The sequence below is a fragment of the Serratia nematodiphila DZ0503SBS1 genome (assembly GCF_000738675.1).
GTDB lineage: Bacteria > Pseudomonadota > Gammaproteobacteria > Enterobacterales > Enterobacteriaceae > Serratia > Serratia nematodiphila.
Genome location: NZ_JPUX01000002.1, coordinates 606,378 through 625,111, shown reverse-complemented (window position 1 = coordinate 625,111; position 18,734 = coordinate 606,378). Strand labels below are relative to the sequence as shown.

The 18,734-nt window shown below is 61.2% G+C and carries 17 protein-coding genes; 11 read left to right on the top strand and 6 right to left on the bottom strand.

The features are described 5' to 3' along the window. Nucleotides 1-29: 29 nt before the first annotated feature. The 3 genes from JL05_RS23535 (at nucleotide 30) to ppnP (ending at nucleotide 2,143) form a co-directional block, all read left to right on the top strand. Complete coding sequence (locus JL05_RS23535; RefSeq protein WP_004940468.1) at nucleotides 30-959, top strand: DUF1177 domain-containing protein; 930 nt, start codon at nucleotides 30-32, stop codon at nucleotides 957-959. Between the two features lie 4 nt (nucleotides 960-963). Then, on the top strand, nucleotides 964-1,641 hold the full coding sequence (locus tag JL05_RS23530; RefSeq protein ID WP_033634023.1) for an AroM family protein: 678 nt from the start codon (nucleotides 964-966) through the stop codon (nucleotides 1,639-1,641). A 211-nt stretch (nucleotides 1,642-1,852) separates the two neighbouring features. After that, nucleotides 1,853-2,143, top strand: a complete 291-nt coding sequence (gene ppnP / locus JL05_RS23525) for a pyrimidine/purine nucleoside phosphorylase (RefSeq protein ID WP_004940463.1) — start codon at nucleotides 1,853-1,855, stop codon at nucleotides 2,141-2,143. Nucleotides 2,144-2,208: 65 nt separating this feature from the next. On the opposite strand, the gene rdgC is transcribed toward ppnP, so the two are convergent. After that, nucleotides 2,209-3,120 carry a recombination-associated protein RdgC gene (gene rdgC, locus JL05_RS23520; protein WP_033634022.1) on the bottom strand — a complete coding sequence of 304 codons (912 nt, stop codon included), beginning with the start codon at nucleotides 3,118-3,120 and terminating at the stop codon, nucleotides 2,209-2,211. Nucleotides 3,121-3,337: 217 nt separating this feature from the next. Between rdgC and mak the strand changes: the two genes are divergently transcribed. From mak to JL05_RS23505, 3 genes are all read left to right on the top strand, one after another. After that, complete coding sequence (gene mak, locus JL05_RS23515) at nucleotides 3,338-4,252, top strand: fructokinase (RefSeq protein WP_033634150.1); 915 nt, start codon at nucleotides 3,338-3,340, stop codon at nucleotides 4,250-4,252. 102 nt (nucleotides 4,253-4,354) lie between these two features. Continuing rightward, nucleotides 4,355-4,588: a type II toxin-antitoxin system Phd/YefM family antitoxin gene (locus JL05_RS23510; protein WP_004940455.1), complete on the top strand. Its 234-nt coding sequence runs from the start codon at nucleotides 4,355-4,357 to the stop codon at nucleotides 4,586-4,588. Next, nucleotides 4,585-4,971, top strand: coding sequence for a type II toxin-antitoxin system VapC family toxin (locus JL05_RS23505; protein ID WP_033634021.1), 387 nt, complete (start codon nucleotides 4,585-4,587; stop codon nucleotides 4,969-4,971). Before JL05_RS23510 ends, JL05_RS23505 begins: the two co-directional genes overlap by 4 nt. Here JL05_RS23505 and licT read toward each other — a convergent pair. From licT to sbcD, 3 genes are all read right to left on the bottom strand, one after another. After that, the gene (licT, locus tag JL05_RS23500) at nucleotides 4,968-5,816 is read right to left on the bottom strand and encodes a BglG family transcription antiterminator LicT (protein ID WP_004940446.1); all 849 of its coding nucleotides are present in this window, start codon (nucleotides 5,814-5,816) and stop codon (nucleotides 4,968-4,970) included. The two genes, JL05_RS23505 and licT, sit on opposite strands and share 4 nt — an antisense overlap. A gap of 231 nt (nucleotides 5,817-6,047) precedes the next feature. Further along, a complete protein-coding gene (gene sbcC, locus JL05_RS23495) occupies nucleotides 6,048-9,299 on the bottom strand; it encodes an exonuclease subunit SbcC (RefSeq protein ID WP_033634020.1) in 3,252 nt (1,083 codons plus the stop codon). Continuing rightward, nucleotides 9,296-10,528 (bottom strand): exonuclease subunit SbcD, encoded by a 1,233-nt coding sequence (sbcD, locus tag JL05_RS23490; protein WP_033634018.1) that lies wholly within the window; start codon nucleotides 10,526-10,528, stop codon nucleotides 9,296-9,298. Before sbcD ends, sbcC begins: the two co-directional genes overlap by 4 nt. 215 nt (nucleotides 10,529-10,743) lie before the next feature. Between sbcD and phoB the strand changes: the two genes are divergently transcribed. The 5 genes from phoB (at nucleotide 10,744) to proY (ending at nucleotide 17,033) form a co-directional block, all read left to right on the top strand. Beyond that, nucleotides 10,744-11,433, top strand: coding sequence for a phosphate response regulator transcription factor PhoB (gene phoB, locus JL05_RS23485; protein WP_004940438.1), 690 nt, complete (start codon nucleotides 10,744-10,746; stop codon nucleotides 11,431-11,433). Between the two features lie 24 nt (nucleotides 11,434-11,457). Next, complete coding sequence (gene phoR, locus JL05_RS23480; RefSeq protein ID WP_004940434.1) at nucleotides 11,458-12,774, top strand: phosphate regulon sensor histidine kinase PhoR; 1,317 nt, start codon at nucleotides 11,458-11,460, stop codon at nucleotides 12,772-12,774. A gap of 14 nt (nucleotides 12,775-12,788) precedes the next feature. Continuing rightward, the gene (locus tag JL05_RS23475) at nucleotides 12,789-13,751 is read left to right on the top strand and encodes a PstS family phosphate ABC transporter substrate-binding protein (protein WP_004940432.1); all 963 of its coding nucleotides are present in this window, start codon (nucleotides 12,789-12,791) and stop codon (nucleotides 13,749-13,751) included. 485 nt (nucleotides 13,752-14,236) lie between these two features. Then, nucleotides 14,237-15,553, top strand: a complete 1,317-nt coding sequence (gene brnQ / locus JL05_RS23470; protein WP_033634017.1) for a branched-chain amino acid transport system II carrier protein — start codon at nucleotides 14,237-14,239, stop codon at nucleotides 15,551-15,553. Between the two features lie 73 nt (nucleotides 15,554-15,626). After that, entirely contained in the window at nucleotides 15,627-17,033 is a 1,407-nt protein-coding gene (gene proY / locus JL05_RS23465) for a proline-specific permease ProY (RefSeq protein ID WP_004940425.1), read from the top strand. Between the two features lie 32 nt (nucleotides 17,034-17,065). Here proY and JL05_RS23460 read toward each other — a convergent pair whose 3' ends face one another. Continuing rightward, the gene (locus tag JL05_RS23460; RefSeq protein ID WP_015376826.1) at nucleotides 17,066-17,329 is read right to left on the bottom strand and encodes a hypothetical protein; all 264 of its coding nucleotides are present in this window, start codon (nucleotides 17,327-17,329) and stop codon (nucleotides 17,066-17,068) included. Between the two features lie 132 nt (nucleotides 17,330-17,461). Further along, entirely contained in the window at nucleotides 17,462-18,718 is a 1,257-nt protein-coding gene (locus JL05_RS23455) for a mechanosensitive ion channel family protein (RefSeq protein WP_016928882.1), read from the bottom strand. Between the last annotated feature and the right edge of the window lie 16 nt (nucleotides 18,719-18,734).

Below are 18,734 nucleotides of genomic sequence, written 5' to 3'. Positions count from 1 at the left end.
GCCGATGACATTGGTGAGGTAAAACGACCATGAGTTTGCAACAAACGCTGCAGGTTTTTGAATTGATTGATAGCGCATTCGTCAGCGGCCAGGACGTCGTCGACCTGTTTGCGTCTTACCCGGCGATCCGGGCCAGCACCTTGCGCGCCGAGGGGCCGAAGGGCGGCACCGATTTCGTGCGTATCGAGATCCCCGGCAGTGCAGGAAAATTCGGCGGTGGTGCGGCGCCGACGCTGGGCATTATCGGCCGCCTGGGCGGCATTGGCGCGCGGCCGACGCGAATCGGGCTGGTGTCCGACGGCGACGGCGCGATCGCCGCCATTGCCGCCGCGCTGAAGTTGGCGGAGATGCAGCGCAAGGGCGACATGCTGCCGGGCGATGTGATCGTCACCACCCATATTTGCCCGAACGCGCCGACCCGGCCGCACGATCCGGTCGATTTTATGGATTCACCGATCGATGACGTGACGATGAACGATAACGAAGTGGTGCCGGAGGCTGACGCCATCCTGTCGATCGACACCACCAAAGGCAACCGCATCATCAATCATAAAGGCTATGCGCTGTCGCCGACGGTGAAAGAGGGGTACATCCTGCGGGTGGCGGAAGATCTGCTGCGCATCATGGAGATGACCAGCGGCCGGCCGGCGGTGACTTTCCCGATCACCACGCAGGACATCACCCCTTACGGCAACGGTGTACATCACCTCAACAGCATCTTGCAGCCCTCGACCGCTACCGCAGCGCCGGTGGTCGGCGTGGCGATCTGCAGCGAATCAGTGGTGCCGGGCTGCGGTACCGGCGCCAGCCACGAAACGGACATCGCGCTGGCGGTCAAATTCGCGGTGGAGGTCGCTAAAGAATTCGGCCGCGGTACCTGCCGGTTCTATGATGCCGCCGAATACGACCGGCTGCTGGCGCTGTACGGCAGTCTGAGCCACCTGCAAAAAAGGAGATAGACCCATGACGGCTTCATTCGCCACGCTGACCATCGGTCAGGCGCCGCGCAGCGATATCATGCCGCTGCTGTCTGCTTATCTGCCGGCGGAGCGAGTGAGGCACGTCGGTTTGCTGGACGGCCTGGATATCGGGCAGATCGCCGAGCGTTATGCGCCGCAACAGGGCGACAAGCTGCTGGTGTCGCGTCTTTTGGACGGTACGCAGGTGACGCTCGGCGCCGCTCGAGTCGAAAGCGGGTTGCAGGAGAAGATCCGCGAACTGGAAGCGACGGGATGCGAGGTGATTCTGTTGCTATGCACCGGCGAATTCGGTCGATTGCAGGCGGAACGGGTGCTGTTGCTGGAACCGGATCGCATTATCCCGCCGTTGATCTCCGCGATCGTCGGCACACACCGTGTCGGCATCGTGGTGCCGGTGGCTGAACAGGTTGGGCAGCAGGCGCGCAAATGGCGGCAGCTGGCGGCGCCGCCGATCTATGCCGTCACCAGCCCCTATCTGGCGGATGACGCTGCGCTGGAGCAGGCGGCTTGCACCCTGCTGCGGCAGGGGGCGGAGGTGGTGGTGCTCGATTGTATCGGTTATCACCAGCGTCACCGCGCTTTTCTGCAGGCGCGTCTGTCGGTGCCGGTGCTGCTGTCGAACGTACTGGTCGCCAAGCTGGCCGCAGAGTTAATCGACTGATTCAAATAGCCATAAATCTGCGCTCGACGCGACTACGGGCGTTTTGCGCCCGTGAGGCGCCCCGGGCTTCAGCAGCCCTGACTGTCGGCGAGAGGGCCTGTAGCATTTTACTCTGCGCCGCGATCGCATTTCGCGCGAAAAACCAGTGACAGATCAACCGCAATCCCCCAATATGGATTTTCCATCAAGATGATTACGCGGGTGCCAGTCTATGCTGAAAGTGAATGAGTATTTTGCCGGAAAAGTGAAGTCTATCGGTTTTGACAGTAGCAGCATCGGTCTTACCAGCGTGGGTGTGATGGAAGAGGGCGAATACACCTTCTCCACCGCGCAGCCGGAAGAAATGACGGTGATCACCGGGGCGCTGAAAGTGCTGCTGCCGGGAGCGCCGGACTGGCAGGTGTTTACGCCGGGCGAGAAGTTCTTCGTGCCGGGGCACAGCGAGTTCAACCTGCAGGTGGCCGACGCCACCGCCTATCTGTGCCGCTACCTGAGCAAATAAATTTTGTTCGCTAGGGGAACGCAGGGCTCAGCGAAGGCTGGGCCCTGGTCGTTTCTGCGGCGAGATTAACGCTGGGCTTCGCCGCCGAGCGCTTCGATGGTGTTTTTGATCAACGCCGCCAGCTCGCTGGTCATCAGGATAAAGTCGGCGTCAAAGCGCTGGGCGAAGTCGTCGCGATCGATATCGTCGTTCTGCTCGCGCAGCGTGTCGGCGAACTTCAGGCGCTTGAGCGAACCGTCGTCCGACAGCATCAGCTGGATGCGCTCCTGCCAATCCACCGCCAGCTTGGTCACCAGCTTACCGGCTTCGATGTGCACCGCGATTTCGTCGCTGATCAGATTCTGTTTCTTGCAGCGGATCACGCCGCCTTCTTCCAGAATCGCTTTCAGTTCCGCTTCATCCTGAATGGCGAAGCCGGCCGGCATCTCACCGGAACGCACCCATTCGGTCAGCGTCAGTTCGATCGGGCTTTCCATGGTCAGCGGCACCACCGGCAGCGAGCCGAGGCTTTTGCGCAGCAGCGCCAGCGTGTCTTCAGCGCGTTTGGCGCTGGCGGCGTCGACCATGATCAGGTCGTTGACGGTGTCTATCCACATGAAGGTCTGGTTGAAGCGGCTGAACGCGCGCGGCAGCAGGCTGTGCAGCACTTCATCCTTCAGCGCGTCCTTCTCGGTTTTCTTCAGTTTGCGGTGTTGCTCCGCCTCCAGGCGCTCAATCTTGGCCTGCAGCTCTTGCTTGATCACCGGCGACGGCAGGATTTTCTCTTCCTTGCGCGCGCAGATGATGATCTGGCCGTTGACCGCGTGCGTCAGCGCATCGCTGTGCGAACCCATCGGGGAGACCCAGCCGGTCTTCGCCATGTCCTGGCTGCCGCACGGCGTGAAGGCGAACGCGCTGAGTTGTTTTTCCATTTCATCCGCGTTTAACGCCACTTCGCGGCTCAAACGGTAAACCATCAAATTCTTAAACCACAGCATAATGTTATCCCTGGCTGGGCGTGCGTTCGGCACGCTGATTCGTCAAAAGCAGGGCGGCATGATAACGAATTGACGCTGAAAAATCGCCCCATTCTCTCCGAATTGCGTCGCTTTGCGCATCGGGAAAGGACGGGACGGAGAATGGGAAACAGGTGATTCATTCGCGCGCTTACATTAGGCTGTGACAACGCTGCGCGGCATCGAGGAGAAAAAATACGTGCGCATTGGCATCGACTTGGGTGGAACGAAAATTGAAGTGATCGCGTTGGCGAATGACGGGCGGGAGCTGTTTCGCCATCGCATCGCCACGCCGCGCCATGACTACCGGCAAACCCTGGCGGCGATCGCCGGGCTGGTGAAACTGGCGGAGGATCATACCGGCGAACGAGGATCGGTCGGGATCGGCATTCCCGGCACGCTGTCGCCGTTTACCGGGCGAGTAAAGAACGCCAACTCGGTGTGGCTCAACGGCCAGCCGCTGGATAAGGATCTGTCGGCGCTGCTGGCGCGCGAAGTGCGCATCGCCAACGACGCCAACTGCCTGGCGGTGTCGGAAGCCACCGATGGCGCCGGCGCCGGCGCGAAAACCGTGTTTGCGGTCATCATCGGCACCGGCTGCGGCGCCGGCGTGGCGCTGAACGGCCAGGCGCATGCCGGCGGCAACGGCATCGCCGGCGAATGGGGCCACAATCCGCTGCCGTGGCAGGATGACGATGAGCTGCGCTACGCCCGCGACGTGCCGTGCTACTGCGGCAAGCCGGGCTGCATCGAAACCTTTATTTCCGGCACCGGTTTCGCCACCGACTATGCGCGCCTGAGCGGCAACGCGCTGCAAGGGCATGAGATCATGGCGCTGAGCGAGCGGGGCGATGCGCTGGCGGCACAAGCGATTGAACGTTACGAAATGCGATTGGCGAAATCGCTGGCGCACGTGATCAACATGCTGGATCCGGACGTGGTAGTGCTCGGCGGTGGCATGAGCAACGTGGATCGTCTGTACCGCACGGTACCGCAGTTGGTGAAAGACTGGGTGTTCGGCGGCGAGTGTGAAACGCCGATCCGCAAGGCGGTTCACGGCGATTCCAGCGGCGTGCGCGGTGCGGCCTGGCTGTGGCCGCAACAGCAGCGCTAAGCGTTGCAACAAAGCGCGAGGCTGCTCGCGCTTTAAACCCTTCGCTGTACAAAAACTGGACGGCGCTTTATGCTTTAGCTAACTTAGCTAAGGAGAACGCGTATGCCGATTCAGGCCAATATGCACGAAGCCAAATCCAATCTGAGCCAACTGGCGGACAGAGCCGCGGAGGGAGAAACCGTGATTATTGCAAAAGCAGGGAAGCCGTACGTACAGCTGGTCGCCATCAAGGGGGAAGCGCGCCGCCCTGGCGCTGCCAAGGGCAGGTTCACCGTGCCGGCGGATTTCAACGCCGGGGATGCGGCCATTGCGGCGCTGTTTGAGGGCGATGAATGAAGCGCCTGCTGCTGGATACCCACGCGTTGCTGTGGTGGCTGATCGATGACGCCTGCCTGGGCGCGAACGCCAAAAGGCAGATCGCCGATCCGGGCAATGCGGTGTACGTCAGCGCGGCCAGCATTTGGGAGATCTCGATTAAGCAGGCGCTGGGCAAGCTGGCGCTGCCGGAAGACATCTTTGCGATCATCGAGGGCGAAGATTTTCTGTCGCTGCCGATGGACGCCTTTCATTGCCAACAGGCCGGGCAGCTGCCGCCACACCATCAGGATCCTTTCGATCGCATGCTGATCGCCCAGGCGCAGGCCGAGGGGCTGACGCTGATTTCCGCCGACGCGGTGTTTCCGCAGTACGGCGTGCGGGTGGCGGACGCCCGCCGTTAAACCGGCTTTTCCTCGCTTTCGCTGCGCACCCGTTCGATATGAATGGTCAGGAACATCATCTCTTCCGTGGTGAGCTGGTGCTGATAGTGCTTTTCGATGTGGCGGTTGATCTTGCCGGCGCAGGCGAATGACTCGCGGTACTTCTCTTTCACCACCTGATACAGCGAGTCGTCGTCGCTGTCGACGTAGTTTTTCCCCAGCAGGCGCTGGGCGAAAAATTTCAAGTGGGTGACGAACCGGTGGTAGCTCAGGGATTCCTCGTTGTAATCAAAGCGGAAATGGTATTTGACCAGGTTGAGGATCTCTTGCATCACGCGGGTAATGTGCAGCGTGTTGTGCATCTCGTCGTTAAGCTGGGCGTTGACCAGGTGCAGGGCGATAAATCCGGCTTCGTCTTCCGGCAGCGCGGTATCCAGCCGCTGGGCGATCAGAGCCAGCGCCTCCAGCCCGACGGCGAATTCGGCCGGGTAGAGCTTTTTAATCTCCCACAGCAGCGCATTTTTGATATCCAGCCCTTGCGCATGGCGCTGCAGGGCGAAATGGATGTGATCGGTGAGCGTGATGTAGACGATGTTATGCAACTTGCCCGGCAGGCGTTCGCGGGCGAGGGTGATGATCCTGTCGGCGGTGGTGACGCAGGCCAATGGGATCTCGGCGAGCAGCTCTTTATAGCGCTCGGCGATTTCACCGCCGTTATGGGTGAACACCTTTTCGATCAGGCTTTCGTCCAGCGTATCGCCGGGCTTCTTTTTAAAGCCGATTCCTTTTCCCATCACCACCGTCTCTTCCTGACGGTCGTCCAGCGTAATCACCACGTTATTATTGAGTATTTTAGCGATTTTCATGGTTTTTCCCGGTGTTTCAGCATCCTGAAAACGAAAAAACCTGACGCCCGGAAGCGATCCCGGGCGTCAGGTTTTGCCTGTATTTTATGTTTCTGTCCTGCGGCCTGAGCGGCGAAGGGGATACAGTAACAATCCTGTTATGCCTGCATAATAACCCGTGCCCGCCGCAGCTCAACGCTTTTCACTGCGGAGTGCCGCCGCGGTCACACTTCTGCGCCGCGCGCGGCGGGATCATTCCAGCCTGAAGTGCGCTTCCAACCGGCTGACGCCGAGCCCGTTGACCTTTTTCACTTTGATCTGCACCGGAATACGCTCTTTCATCGCCTCGACGTGACTGATCACGCCAATGGTTTTGCCGGAGGCGTTCAGACTGTCCAGCGCGTCCAGCGCGGTATCGAGGGTTTCGGCGTCCAGCGTGCCGAAACCTTCGTCGAGGAACAGCGAGTCGATGCTGGTTTTGTGGCTGACCAGATCGGACAACGCCAGCGCCAGCGCCAGGCTGACCAGGAAACTCTCGCCGCCGGACAGGGTGCGGGTATCGCGCAGCGCGTCCGCCTGCCAGGTGTCCACCACCTGCAGCTCCAGCGCGTCGCTGGTCTTGCGCTGCAGCAGGTAGCGCCCGTGCAGCCGGCCGAGCTGAAGGTTAGCCAGATACACCAGATGATCGAGCGTCAGCCCCTGAGCGAAGCGGCGGAACTTGTCGCCTTCTTTTGAGCCGATCAGCTGGTTGAGGTAGCTCCAGTCGTCGTAGTCTTGCTGGCTGCGGGCGATCTGCTCGAACAGCGCCTGCTGATTGAGACGGCGTTCGGCGTCGCTTGCCAGCTGGTTGCGCAGTTCGCCCTGGCGCAGCTGCAGCGCCTTCAACTGCTGCGCCAGCTCGGCCAGCGATTGGGTGAGCGCGTCGAGATCCGCGTTGGCTTCATCCAGCCCTTCAGGGCGGTTCTGCCGGTGCTGCTCCAGCGTTTGCGTCGCCTGTGTCAGCAGGGCGGCGGCCTCCACTTGCCGCTGTTGCAGCTGCTCTTTGCGCTGCTGCAATTCGCGGCGCAGGGCGTCGTCCAGCAGCGCGGCGGCGAAGGCGGTTTCATCGGCGAATTCGCTGTCGGCCAGCGCCTGCTGCCACTGCTGCTGCGCCTGCTGCAGCCGCTCCTGCATCTGGTTGTGTTGCTGTTGCAGCCCGGCCTGCTGGCCGGCCAGGCGCTCGCGCAGTTCCTGCGCCTTTTGCCACTGCTCGGCGGCCTGCAAACTGGCCTGTTCACAGGCGGTTTGTTTGACGCGCAGCTGTTCGCGCACCTCGGCGACCTGCTGTTCGCCGAACAGCGCCAGCCGCTGCGCGCGTCGTTCGGCAAGGGTCTTCTCGCCTTCTTGCCAGCGTTGATGCAGCTCTTGCTGCTGTTGCAGGCTGTCGGCGTGGGCTTTCTGCAGCAGCGTAAAGCGTTCTTCGAGCAACGCCAGCTGTTGCTGCGTCTGCTGCTGCTGCGTTTGCAGAGCGATGAGCGCATCCTTCGCCTGCTGTACCGTCTGCGCCGCCTGTTCATGCTGCTGCAGCGCCTGTTGCCCGCGCCGTTCTTCGTCGTCGCAGCCACTCAGCCAGGCGCTGAGTTGCTCGCCATCCGCCAGCGTAAAATCGAACGCCAGCGGCGCGCTGAGCTGCCGCCACTGCTGCTGTTGGCCGGCCAGCTGTTGTTCATCCTGCGCGATGGTTTGCTGCTGACGCTGCAATTGCTGTTGCAGGTTGTCGTAACGGGCTCGCAGCTCGACGCCTTGTTTTTGCAATGCTTCGGTCTGGACTTTCATTTGCTCCAGACGTTGCGCGGTTTCTGACAGTTTTACCTCTTGGTATTGTTCTACCGCCGGGTGCTCGCATGAGCCGCACAGCGGGCAGGGGGAGCCGGGTTGCAAACGGGCGCGCTCGGCCTCCAGACCCACGATCCGTTGTTCCAGCGCATAGGTTTTTTCAACATCGGCCTGGTGGGCTTTCTGCTGCTTAAATCGCTGACGGATGAGTTCTAGCTGCGGTTCCAACTGGGTAAGTTCATGTTGACCGCTGTTTAGCTCTTGCCGCTGTTGTTCCAGCCGTTTAACGATTTGCTGCGATAAAGAGGATAGAGTAAACAGCTGCTGGCGCGTCGGGCGCAGATCCGCCAGGACGCTCAGGCGCTGGCGCAGCGGGGCCAGCGGCGTTTGCGCCTCCAGCGCTTGCTGCTGCTGTTGTTGAGCGGCCAGCGCTTCGGTCAGCGCGTTCAACTGCTGCTGATGCTGTGCGGTCTGCGTCGTCAGTTGATTGCGCTGGACGGTGAGCTGCTCCAGCGCGGTCTGCTGCTGGGCGCACTGCTGCGCGGCGGCATCGCCGGCCTGTCTACGTTCGGCCTGTGTCGACTGCAGTTGGGCTATTTGATGGTCGAGCGGGGCGACCTGCTCGTCGATCAACTGTTGCTGTTGCCGCATGTGTTCGGCATGCGCTTGCTGCGCCAGACGGGCTTTTTCCACCGTCTGCTGCAGCGGCGCCAGCTGCGCCGACTGCTGTTCCTGCTGTTGCGTCAGCTGGGCTGCCTGCTGTTGTATCGTCTGCAGCTCGGCGCGGCAGCGATCGCGTTCACCGCGCAGCGGCCGCAATTTCTCGGCCGGCTCGCTGAGCGCCAGCCGCTGCAGCTGCGGGGCGGCCTCCGCCTGCTCGCGCTGGGCGGTGTCCAGCCGCAATTGCCCCTCGCTTTGCTGTTGCCGGAGGCGTTGCCATTGTTGCAGCCAGCTCAGCGCCTGTTGCTGCCGCTGGGTTTGTTCGCCGAGAGCGATTTCCTGCGCGCTCAGCGCCGCCAGCTGTTCGGTCAGAGACTGGCGCTGCTCGTCGTTCAGCAGTTCGATGCCGCTGGCGCGTTGGTGCAACGCATCCAGGTCGGTTTTGGCCTGCTTGTGCGACTCGAACACCTGTTCGGACAACCGCCCATAGATTTCGGTGCCGGTCAGCTCTTCCAACAGCTCGGCGCGATCGTTGGCGTCGGCGTTGAGGAACGCGGCGAACTGCCCCTGAGACAGCATCATCGATTTGGTGAAGCGGCCAAAGTCCAGCCCGGTGATGGCGGCGGTAAGCTCCAGCTTGTCGCGCACTTTGTCCGCCAGGATCTTGCCGTCCTCGCGGCGCGCCAGTTCGACCTTCGGCGCCTGCAGATTGCCGTCCGGCGCGTTTTTGGCGCGGCGCTGGCTCCAGAAGGCGCGATAGCCGATGCCCTTGACCTCGAACTCGACCTCCGCCAGCGATTCGGCGGTGTGGCGGGTCATCAGTTCATTCTGGCTTGGCGTGACGTTGAGACGCGGCGTCTGGTGGTACAGCGCCAGGCAAATGGCGTCCAGCAGGGTGGTTTTGCCCGCGCCGGTCGGGCCGGTAATGGCGAACAGACCGTTGCTGGCGAACGGCTCGGCGGTGAAGTCAATTTTCCATTCGCCCTGCAGCGAGTTGAGGTTTTTTAACCGCAGGCTGAGGATTTTCATGGGTTGCTCTCTTCAGGGGTGTGCTGCACCGCCTCGACCACCTGGCGGAACAGTTGGCGCATCCGCTGTTGGCGCGTTTCGGGCATCTCAGCCTCCTGCGCCAACCTGCGTTCGAACACCTCGTTGACGCTCAGCTCGTTCAGCGTTTCCTTATCCTGCTGCGCGATCGCCTGGCGGCGCTGCTCTTTACTGCGCCGCAGCAGCACCACTTCCACCGGCAGCGCATCCGCCAGCAGCTGGATGCGGCGCTGGATATCGCTGAGGTAGTCCTGCGTCGCCACTTCGATATCCAGCCACACCGGCAGCTCGCCGGCATAATCGGCAAATTGCCGCAGCTGCCGTTCGATCTCGGCCAGATCGCCTTTGATCAGTTGCATGGGCTGAAACTGCGGGATCGTTAACGCGTCTACCCGTTGCAAAGCGCCGTCGGCGAAATCCACCAGGAAGACGCTTTTGGCTTTGCCCAGCTCATCGAAGCTGAGCGGGATCGGTGAGCCGCTATAGCGAATATGCTCCGATTTGGCGACGTTCTGCGCGCGGTGAATGTGCCCCAACGCGATATAGTCGGCGGGCGGGAAGGCCTGCGCCGGGAAGGCGTCGAGGGTGCCGATATAGATGTCGCGCACCGAGTCGGAGGTGGTGACGCCGACGGTGGTCAGGTGGCCGGTGGCGACGATCGGCAGCGGCAGGCCCAACTGGTCGCGGCGCTCGCAGGCCGCCTGATACAGCGCTTGATAATGTTCGGCGATGGCTTCCTGCAGCGCCTGCTGTTTCTGTGCGCCGGATTCGCCGGCGCGGCTGGTGAGCAGATCGCGCGGCCGCAAGAACGGGATGGCGCACAGCACCGCGCCCGGCTGGCCGTCGCGTTGGTTAAGCACCACGATCTGCTGCTCGACGGCGCCCTGCGCGCTGGCGATCACCGTGGTGTTCAGGCAGGAAAGCAGTTCACGCGATTCGTTCAGCGTCGCGACCGAATCGTGGTTGCCGCCCAGCACCACCAACTGGCAGCCGGTGCGCTGCAGTTCCACCACGAAGCGGTTGTACAGCTCGCGGGCATAGCTGGGCGGCGAGCCGGTATCGAACAGATCTCCGGCGACGATCAGCGCATCCACCTGCTGCTGATCTACCTGTTCGATCAGCCAGTTCAGAAAAGCCTGGTGCTCGGCGGCGCGGCTTTTGGTGAAAAAGTACTGGCCAAGGTGCCAGTCAGAGGTGTGGATCAGGCGCATGACACTCCCGGATGTAAAGATAATGGCGATGATTATAAAGGCGGCGGCGGCGGCTGTCCCGGCGCAATGATGATGACAACCGGATGATTTTTCGTTACTGCGGGAAATAATCGCTATGCTTACTGCCTATAACAGCCGGTTTTTTTCATAAAAGTGTCACAAAACTGACGCATAATGGCGCCCGAAAAGTCGCTAACACATTGGCAGGATTGACGATGGCAAGACGCATACTGGTGGTGGAAGACGAAGCGCCGATCCGTGAGATGGTGTGCTTTGTGTTGGAACAGAATGGTTACCAACCGTTGGAAGCCGAGGATTATGACAGCGCCGTGACGCGTCTGTCTGAGCCGTTCCCTGATTTGGTGTTGCTTGACTGGATGCTGCCCGGCGGTTCCGGCATTCAGTTTATCAAACATATGAAGCGCGAAGCGCTGACCCGCGATATCCCGGTGATGATGTTGACCGCGCGCGGCGAAGAAGAAGACCGGGTGCGCGGCCTGGAAGTGGGGGCGGATGATTACATCACCAAGCCGTTCTCGCCCAAGGAGCTGGTGGCGCGCATCAAAGCGGTCATGCGCCGCATTTCGCCGATGGCGGTGGAAGAAGTGATTGAAATGCAAGGGTTGAGCCTGGATCCGTCCTCCCACCGCGTAATGGCGAACGATCAGGCGCTGGACATGGGGCCGACCGAGTTCAAGCTGCTGCACTTCTTTATGACCCATCCGGAGCGGGTTTATAGCCGCGAGCAGTTGCTTAATCACGTCTGGGGCACTAACGTTTATGTGGAAGACCGTACCGTTGACGTGCATATCCGTCGGCTCCGCAAGGCGTTAGAAACCAGTGGGCATGATAAAATGGTTCAAACCGTTCGGGGCACCGGCTACCGGTTCTCAACGCGCTACTGATCGCGCCGCGCTGGAGAATATGCCGTGTTAGAACGTCTGTCGTGGAAGAGGCTGGCTCTGGAGCTGGCTCTTTTCTGTCTGCCCGCCTTACTGCTGGGGCTGATTTTCGGTTATCTGCCCTGGTTCCTGCTGGCCTCCGCGCTGGCTGCGCTGGTGTGGAATTTCTACAACCAGCTCAAACTCTCCCATTGGCTGTGGATCGACCGCAGCATGACGCCGCCGCCCGGCCGCTGGAGCTGGGAGCCGCTGTTCTATGGCCTGTATCAGATGCAGCAGCGCAACCGCCGCCGCCGGCGCGAGCTGGCGCTGCTGATCAAGCGCTTTCGCAGCGGGGCCGAATCGCTGCCTGACGCGGTGGTGATGACCACCGTCGAGGGCAACATCTTCTGGTGCAACGGGCTGGCGCAGCATCTGCTCGGCTTTCGCTGGCCGGAAGACAACGGCCAGCACATCCTTAACCTGCTGCGTTATCCGGAATTCAGCCACTATCTGCAACAGCAGGAGTTTTCGCGCCCGCTGACGCTGCAGCTGAACAACGAACACTACGTCGAATTCCGCGTGATGCCGTATTCCGAAGGGCAATTGCTGATGGTGGCGCGCGACGTCACCCAGATGCGTCAGTTGGAGGGCGCGCGGCGCAACTTCTTCGCCAACGTCAGCCATGAGCTGCGTACGCCGCTGACGGTGCTGCAGGGCTACCTGGAGATGATGGGCGACGAAGAGCAGGATGGCTCGCTGCGCAGCAAGGCGCTGAGCACCATGCAAGAGCAGACCCGCCGGATGGACGGGCTGGTCAAGCAACTGCTGACGCTGTCGCGCATCGAGGCGGCGCCCAATGTCGACATGAACGAGCGGGTGGATATTCCGCTGATGCTGCGGGTGTTGCAGCGTGAGGCGCAATCGCTGAGCGGCGGCAATCACGAGATCACCTTCCGGGTGAACGAACAGCTCAACGTGTTCGGCAATGAAGACCAGTTGCGCAGCGCGGTGTCTAACCTGGTGTACAATGCGGTCAACCACACGCCGAAGGGCACCCATATCGAAGTCAGCTGGCAGCAGACGGCGCATGGCGCGCAGTTCCAGGTCAGCGACAACGGGCCTGGCATCGCCGCCGAGCACCTGCCGCGCCTGACCGAGCGTTTCTACCGCGTCGACAAGGCCCGCTCGCGCCAGACCGGCGGCAGCGGGCTGGGGCTGGCGATCGTCAAGCACGCGCTCAGCCATCACGATGCGCGGCTGGAGATCCTCAGCGAACCGGGGATCGGCACCCGCTTTATCTTTACCTTACCCAATCGGTTGATTGTTCCGGCCGCTTTATCAGAGAATGCGGTGAAAAATTAACGCGAGACACCGGTATGACCCGAATCACCCGAGGGCTGTTGCTTTGCCTGGCGCTGCTGGCCGGACGCGGCGCGCTGGCGCAGCCTGACGGCATGTTGGCGGGCAACCTGTCCAGCGTCGGCTCCGACACGCTGGCGAATCTGATGGCGCTGTGGGCGCAGGATTTCAGCCAGCATTATCCCAACGTCAACCTGCAGATCCAGGCCGCCGGTTCGTCGACCGCGCCGACCGCGTTGGCGGCGGGCGCCGCGCAGCTGGGCCCGATGAGCCGGCCGATGAAGGCGGCCGAGGTTTCGGCGTTCGAACACCGTTACGGCTATGCGCCGCTGGCGGTGCCGGTAGCGGTGGATGCGCTGGTGGTGTTGGTGCATCAGGACAATCCGCTGCGCGGCCTCAACCTGCAGCAGCTCGACCGCATTTTCTCCGCCACCCGGCGCTGCGGCGAAAGCCAGCCGCTGACGCGCTGGGGCGAGCTGGGGCTGCGCGGCGACTGGGCGACGCGCTCGCTGCAACGCTTCGGCCGCAACTCGGCGTCCGGCACCTACGGCTATTTCAAACTGCGCGCGCTGTGCGGCGGCGATTTCATGCCGCGCGTCAATGAGCTGCCCGGTTCGGCCTCGGTGGTGCAGGCGGTGGCCGGTTCGCTCAACGGCATCGGCTACGCCAGCATCGGTTTTCGCGCCAGCGGCGTGCGGCTGCTGCCGCTGGCGGAGTCGGGAGAAGACTATGTCGCGCCTACCGCCGCCAACGTGCGCAACGATCGCTACCCGCTGTCGCGCTATCTGTATATCTACATCAATAAAGCCCCCCATCAACCGCTGGAGCCACTGACCGCCGCGTTTCTCGATCGCGTGCTGTCGACACCAGGGCAAAGCCTGGTCAATCACGACGGCTATCTGCCACTGCCGCCGGCCGCCCTGCAGAAGACCCGCCAGGCGCTCGGGTTGCCACCGCTCGCGCCGGCCACGGTGCAATAAGCGACAAAAAGCGGCGTAATTTTCGCCTTTTTTCACGGCAAAACGGAGCTTATGCCACGCGAAAACCGGGCATTTATTGGCGTTTTCGCGCGGTAAAGTGATATATGCTTCACGTTTCGTGAATTCATTGTTCAAAAATGATACAAATCATGTGGTGTATATTTATTGATAGCCAATATGATCGACTGGTGGCTAAAGTTTATATGGTCGATAGCTCTGCTTTTCGCCGTGCGTCTTGCCTTGAAGCGCTATAAACGTTTACCTTAGCCTTCGTTGTCGGATTAAACCTCCATTTTTATAACTCCTAAAATTTTGCCCATCTTCATGAGCGGCCACTTTCGAATAGGGACATAAACGCCGGATCGACTGCGTTTAGGGTGCTTATTTGGCGCTGCGACGATCGGGCATGCCGGCAACCGGGTGGGGCGTTTTGCCACCACGCTATCGGACAATTTTTTTCATTTGAACAGGCAACACGACATCGTATGAGTCATCGTTTAACGTCAAAAGATATCCTGGCACTGGGCTTCATGACCTTTGCCTTATTCGTTGGGGCCGGGAACATCATCTTCCCACCGATGGTCGGCTTGCAGTCCGGTGAACACGTTTGGATCGCTGCGCTGGGCTTCCTGCTCACCGCCGTGGGCCTGCCGGTCATCACCGTCATCGCGCTGGCGCGCGTCGGCGGCGGCATCGACGCCCTCAGTTCGCCGATCGGCCGCGGCGCCGGCCTGCTGCTGGCGACCGTCTGCTACCTGGCCGTCGGCCCGCTGTTCGCCACGCCGCGCACCGCCACCGTGTCCTTTGAGGTGGGCATCGCCCCGCTGACCGGCGACGGCGCCATGCCGCTGTTCATCTACAGTCTGGTGTACTTTGCGCTGGTGATCGGCATCTCCTTGTATCCGGGCCGCCTGCTCGATACCGTCGGCCATGTGCTGGCGCCGCTGAAGATCGTCGCGCTGGCCGTACTGGGCATCGCCGCGCTGCTGTGGCCTGCCGGCGCGCCGATTCCAGCGACGGCGGCTTATCAGAGCGTGCCTTTCTCCTCCGGTTTCGTTAACGGCTATCTGACCATGGATACGCTGGGCGCGCTGGTATTCGGCATCGTTATCGTCAACGCGGCGCGTTCGCGCGGCGTGAAAGACGCCGGTCTGTTGACCCGTTACACCATTCTGGCCGGTTTGATCGCCGGCGTGGGCCTGACGCTGGTTTATCTGAGCCTGTTCAAGCTGGGTTCCGGCAGCGGCGCGCTGGTGCCTGACGCCACCAACGGCGCGGTGATCCTGCACGCTTACGTTCAGAACACCTTCGGCGGCCTCGGCAGCTTCTTCCTGGCGGCGCTGATCTTCATCGCCTGTATGGTGACCGCGGTGGGCCTGACCTGCGCCTGCGCCGAGTTCTTCGCGCAATACCTGCCGTTCTCTTACAAGACGCTGGTGTTTATCCTGGGCCTGTTCTCGATGGTGGTGTCCAACCTCGGCCTGAGCCACCTGATCCAGATCTCCATTCCGGTGCTGACCGCGATTTACCCGCCGTGCATCGTGCTGGTGGTGCTGAGCTTCACCCTGCGTTGGTGGCACAGCGCGCCGCGTATCATCGCGCCGGTGATGCTTGTCAGCCTGTTGTTTGGTATTCTTGACGCGGTGAAAGCGTCCAGTTTCCAGCAGCTGCTGCCGGCCTGGACCACTCATCTGCCGCTGGCGGAGCAGGGGTTGGCATGGTTGCCGCCTTCGCTGCTGATGCTGGCGCTGGTCGCGATTTATGATCGGGTGTGCACGCGTTCCCAAGTGACCGCGCACTGATAATCCCCCGGCTTAATCCAGGGCCACGGACATGTCCGTGGCTTTTTTACGTTTAAAACTATGGGTCATCTTCATGCAACAACAGTCACCCACCACCGCCTCCGACAATAAGCTGAAACGCGGCCTCAGTACGCGCCATATTCGCTTTATGGCGCTGGGATCGGCCATCGGCACCGGGTTGTTCTACGGCTCGGCGGACGCCATCAAAATGGCCGGCCCGAGCGTGCTGCTGGCTTACCTGATCGGCGGCATCGTGGCCTTCATCATCATGCGCGCACTGGGGGAGATGTCGGTCAATAACCCGCAGGCCAGCTCATTTTCCCGCTACGCGCAGGACTACCTCGGCCCGATGGCGGGTTACATCACCGGCTGGACTTACTGCTTTGAAATTCTGATCGTCGCCATCGCCGACGTGACCGCCTTCGGCATCTATATGGGCGTCTGGTTCCCGGAAGTGCCGCACTGGATCTGGGTGCTGAGCGTGGTGCTGATCATCGGTGCCATCAACCTGATGAGCGTCAAGGTATTCGGCGAGCTGGAGTTCTGGTTCTCGTTCTTCAAGGTCGCCACCATCATCATCATGATCGCGGCCGGCATCGGCATCATCATCTGGGGTATCGGCAACGGCGGGCAACCGACCGGCATTCATAACCTGTGGTCGAACGGCGGCTTCTTCAGCAACGGCGTTATCGGCATGATCCTGTCGCTGCAGCTGGTGATGTTCGCTTACGGCGGCATTGAAATCATCGGCATCACCGCCGGCGAAGCCAAAGATCCGAAAAAATCGATTCCCAAAGCCATCAACTCGGTGCCGTGGCGCATTCTGGTGTTCTACGTCGGTACGCTGTTTGTCATCATGTCGATCTACCCGTGGAACCAGGTGGGCACCAACGGCAGCCCGTTCGTGCTGACCTTCCAGCATATGGGCATCACCGTGGCGGCAGGCATCCTCAACTTCGTGGTGATCACCGCTTCGCTGTCGGCGATCAACAGCGACGTGTTCGGCGTTGGCCGCATGCTGCATGGCATGGCCGAGCAGGGCCATGCGCCGAAGATGTTCAGCAAGGTGTCGAAACGCGGCATTCCCTGGGTGACGGTGGTGGTGATGATGCTGGCGCTGCTGCTGGCGGTGTACCTCAACTACATCATGCCGGAGAGCGTATTCCTGGTGATCGCCTCCCTGGCGACCTTCGCCACCGTGTGGGTGTGGATCATGATCCTGTTCTCCCAAATCGCCTTCCGCCGCAGCCTGAGCAAAGAGCAGGTGAAGCAGCTGGCGTTCCCGCTGCGCGGCGGGGTGTTCACCTCGGTGGTGGCGATCGTGTTCCTGGTATTCATCATCGGCCTGATCGGCTATTTCCCGACCACGCGCGTCTCGCTGTACGCCGGCCTGGTCTGGGTGGTGTTGCTGCTGGCGGGGTACTGGTTCAAGGTCAACCGCCAGAAAAAACGCGCGCTGTTGGCGACGCAGCAAGACTAAATGGAAAAACACCGGCTGAGGCCGGTGTTTTTTTAGGGTTTATCTTCCACTTCCTCATCCCCGGCGGCGCGCGCTTCGATGCGCATGCCGCCGTCGTTCAGGCGTTCCTCCTCTTCCTCGCCGGCGCAGCGTGCCAGCACTTCGCGAATGTCCTGCAGATTGCTGCTAAGGGCGCTCAGCGAAGGTTGCAGATTGCGGGGCATGCGGCTTTCATCCAGCGATGCGCTGTGCAGGCAGCCGATAAACAGCAGCGTGGCCATCAGGGTGAACAGCCGATGACGTAACCGTTTCAGCAAGGGCTTTCCCTCTCGGTGGTGAAGGTGATGGCGCATTAACGCCGTTTTCGCCGGGGAAAAGAAGGGGATGGAGATATCTGCTGGCAATTGAAAGCGAATAATTACCAGCAGACACAGTTACGTCAGCTGACGTCAGGAAGCGTTCGCGCTTTGTCGCAGCATGCCGCGCAGGTCGTTGCCGGTCGGCGTCTGATGCACGCGCAGGCCGAACTCGTCGATCACCGCCAGGATATGGTCGAAAATATCCGCCTGAATGCTTTCATACTCCGCCCAAACCGTGGTGTTGGTGAAGGCGTAGATTTCCAGCGGCAGGCCCTCCGGCGTCGGCGCCAGCTGGCGTACCATCAGCGTCATGTTCTGGTGAATACGCGGATGAGCGCGCAGGTAGGCTTCCAGATAGGCGCGCAGCGTGCCGAGGTTGGTGAGACGGCGGCCGTTGAGCGGCGAGGCCAGATCGACGGCGATCTCCTGGTTGTGCTGGCTCAGTTCCTGGGTCTTAACGTTCAGGTAGCTGTGCAGCAGCGGGTTGCGCTGCAGGCGGCGCTGTTCCTCTTCCGACAGGAAGTGCACGCTGCCGGTGTCGATATTCAAGCTGCGCTTGATGCGGCGCCCGCCGGATTCCGACATCGAACGCCAGTTTTTGAACGAGTCGGAGATCAGCGCGTAGGTCGGTATGGTGGTGACGGTGTTGTCCCAGTTACGCACTTTGACCGTGGTCAGGCCGATGTCGGTGACCGCGCCGTCGGCGCCGTATTTCGGCATTTCCAGCCAGTCGCCGATCTTCAGCATATCGTTGGCGGAGAGCTGAATGCCGGCCACCAGCCCGAGGATCGGATCCTTGAACACCAACATCAAGACCGCGGTCATGGCGCCCAGGCCGCTGAGCAGTAGCAGCGGCGATTTGCCCATCAGCAATGAGACGATCATGATGCCGATCAGGATCGCCGCCACCAGTTTCAGGCCCTGGAAAATGCCGCGCAGCGGCAGCTGATTGGAAATCGGGCTTTGGCGCAGCAGCGCCAGCAGCGTATCCAGCAGCGAGAACAGCGACAGCAGGGTGAAGGCGAGGATCCACACCTGTGCGGCGGTAACGATCACCGCCTGAGTCTGGCTGCCGCTCTGCAGCCACAGCGTCGCCTGGATACTGATGATCACCCCTTGCAGCAGCAGCGCCACGCGCTGGAACAGTTTGTATTGGGTGATGGCCTGTTGCCAGACGCGCTGCGATTGCTGGCCACGGCGCTGAAGAGCAGCCAACACCACCCGGTGCAGCACTAGGTGGATCGCCACCGAGATCAGAACAATCAACCCCAATACCATCAACAGCGACATCACTCCGCCGAATTCCAAACCAAACTGTTCCAGCCAGCGCGTTATCTGTTGTTGCATTACCGCTCCTTAAAAA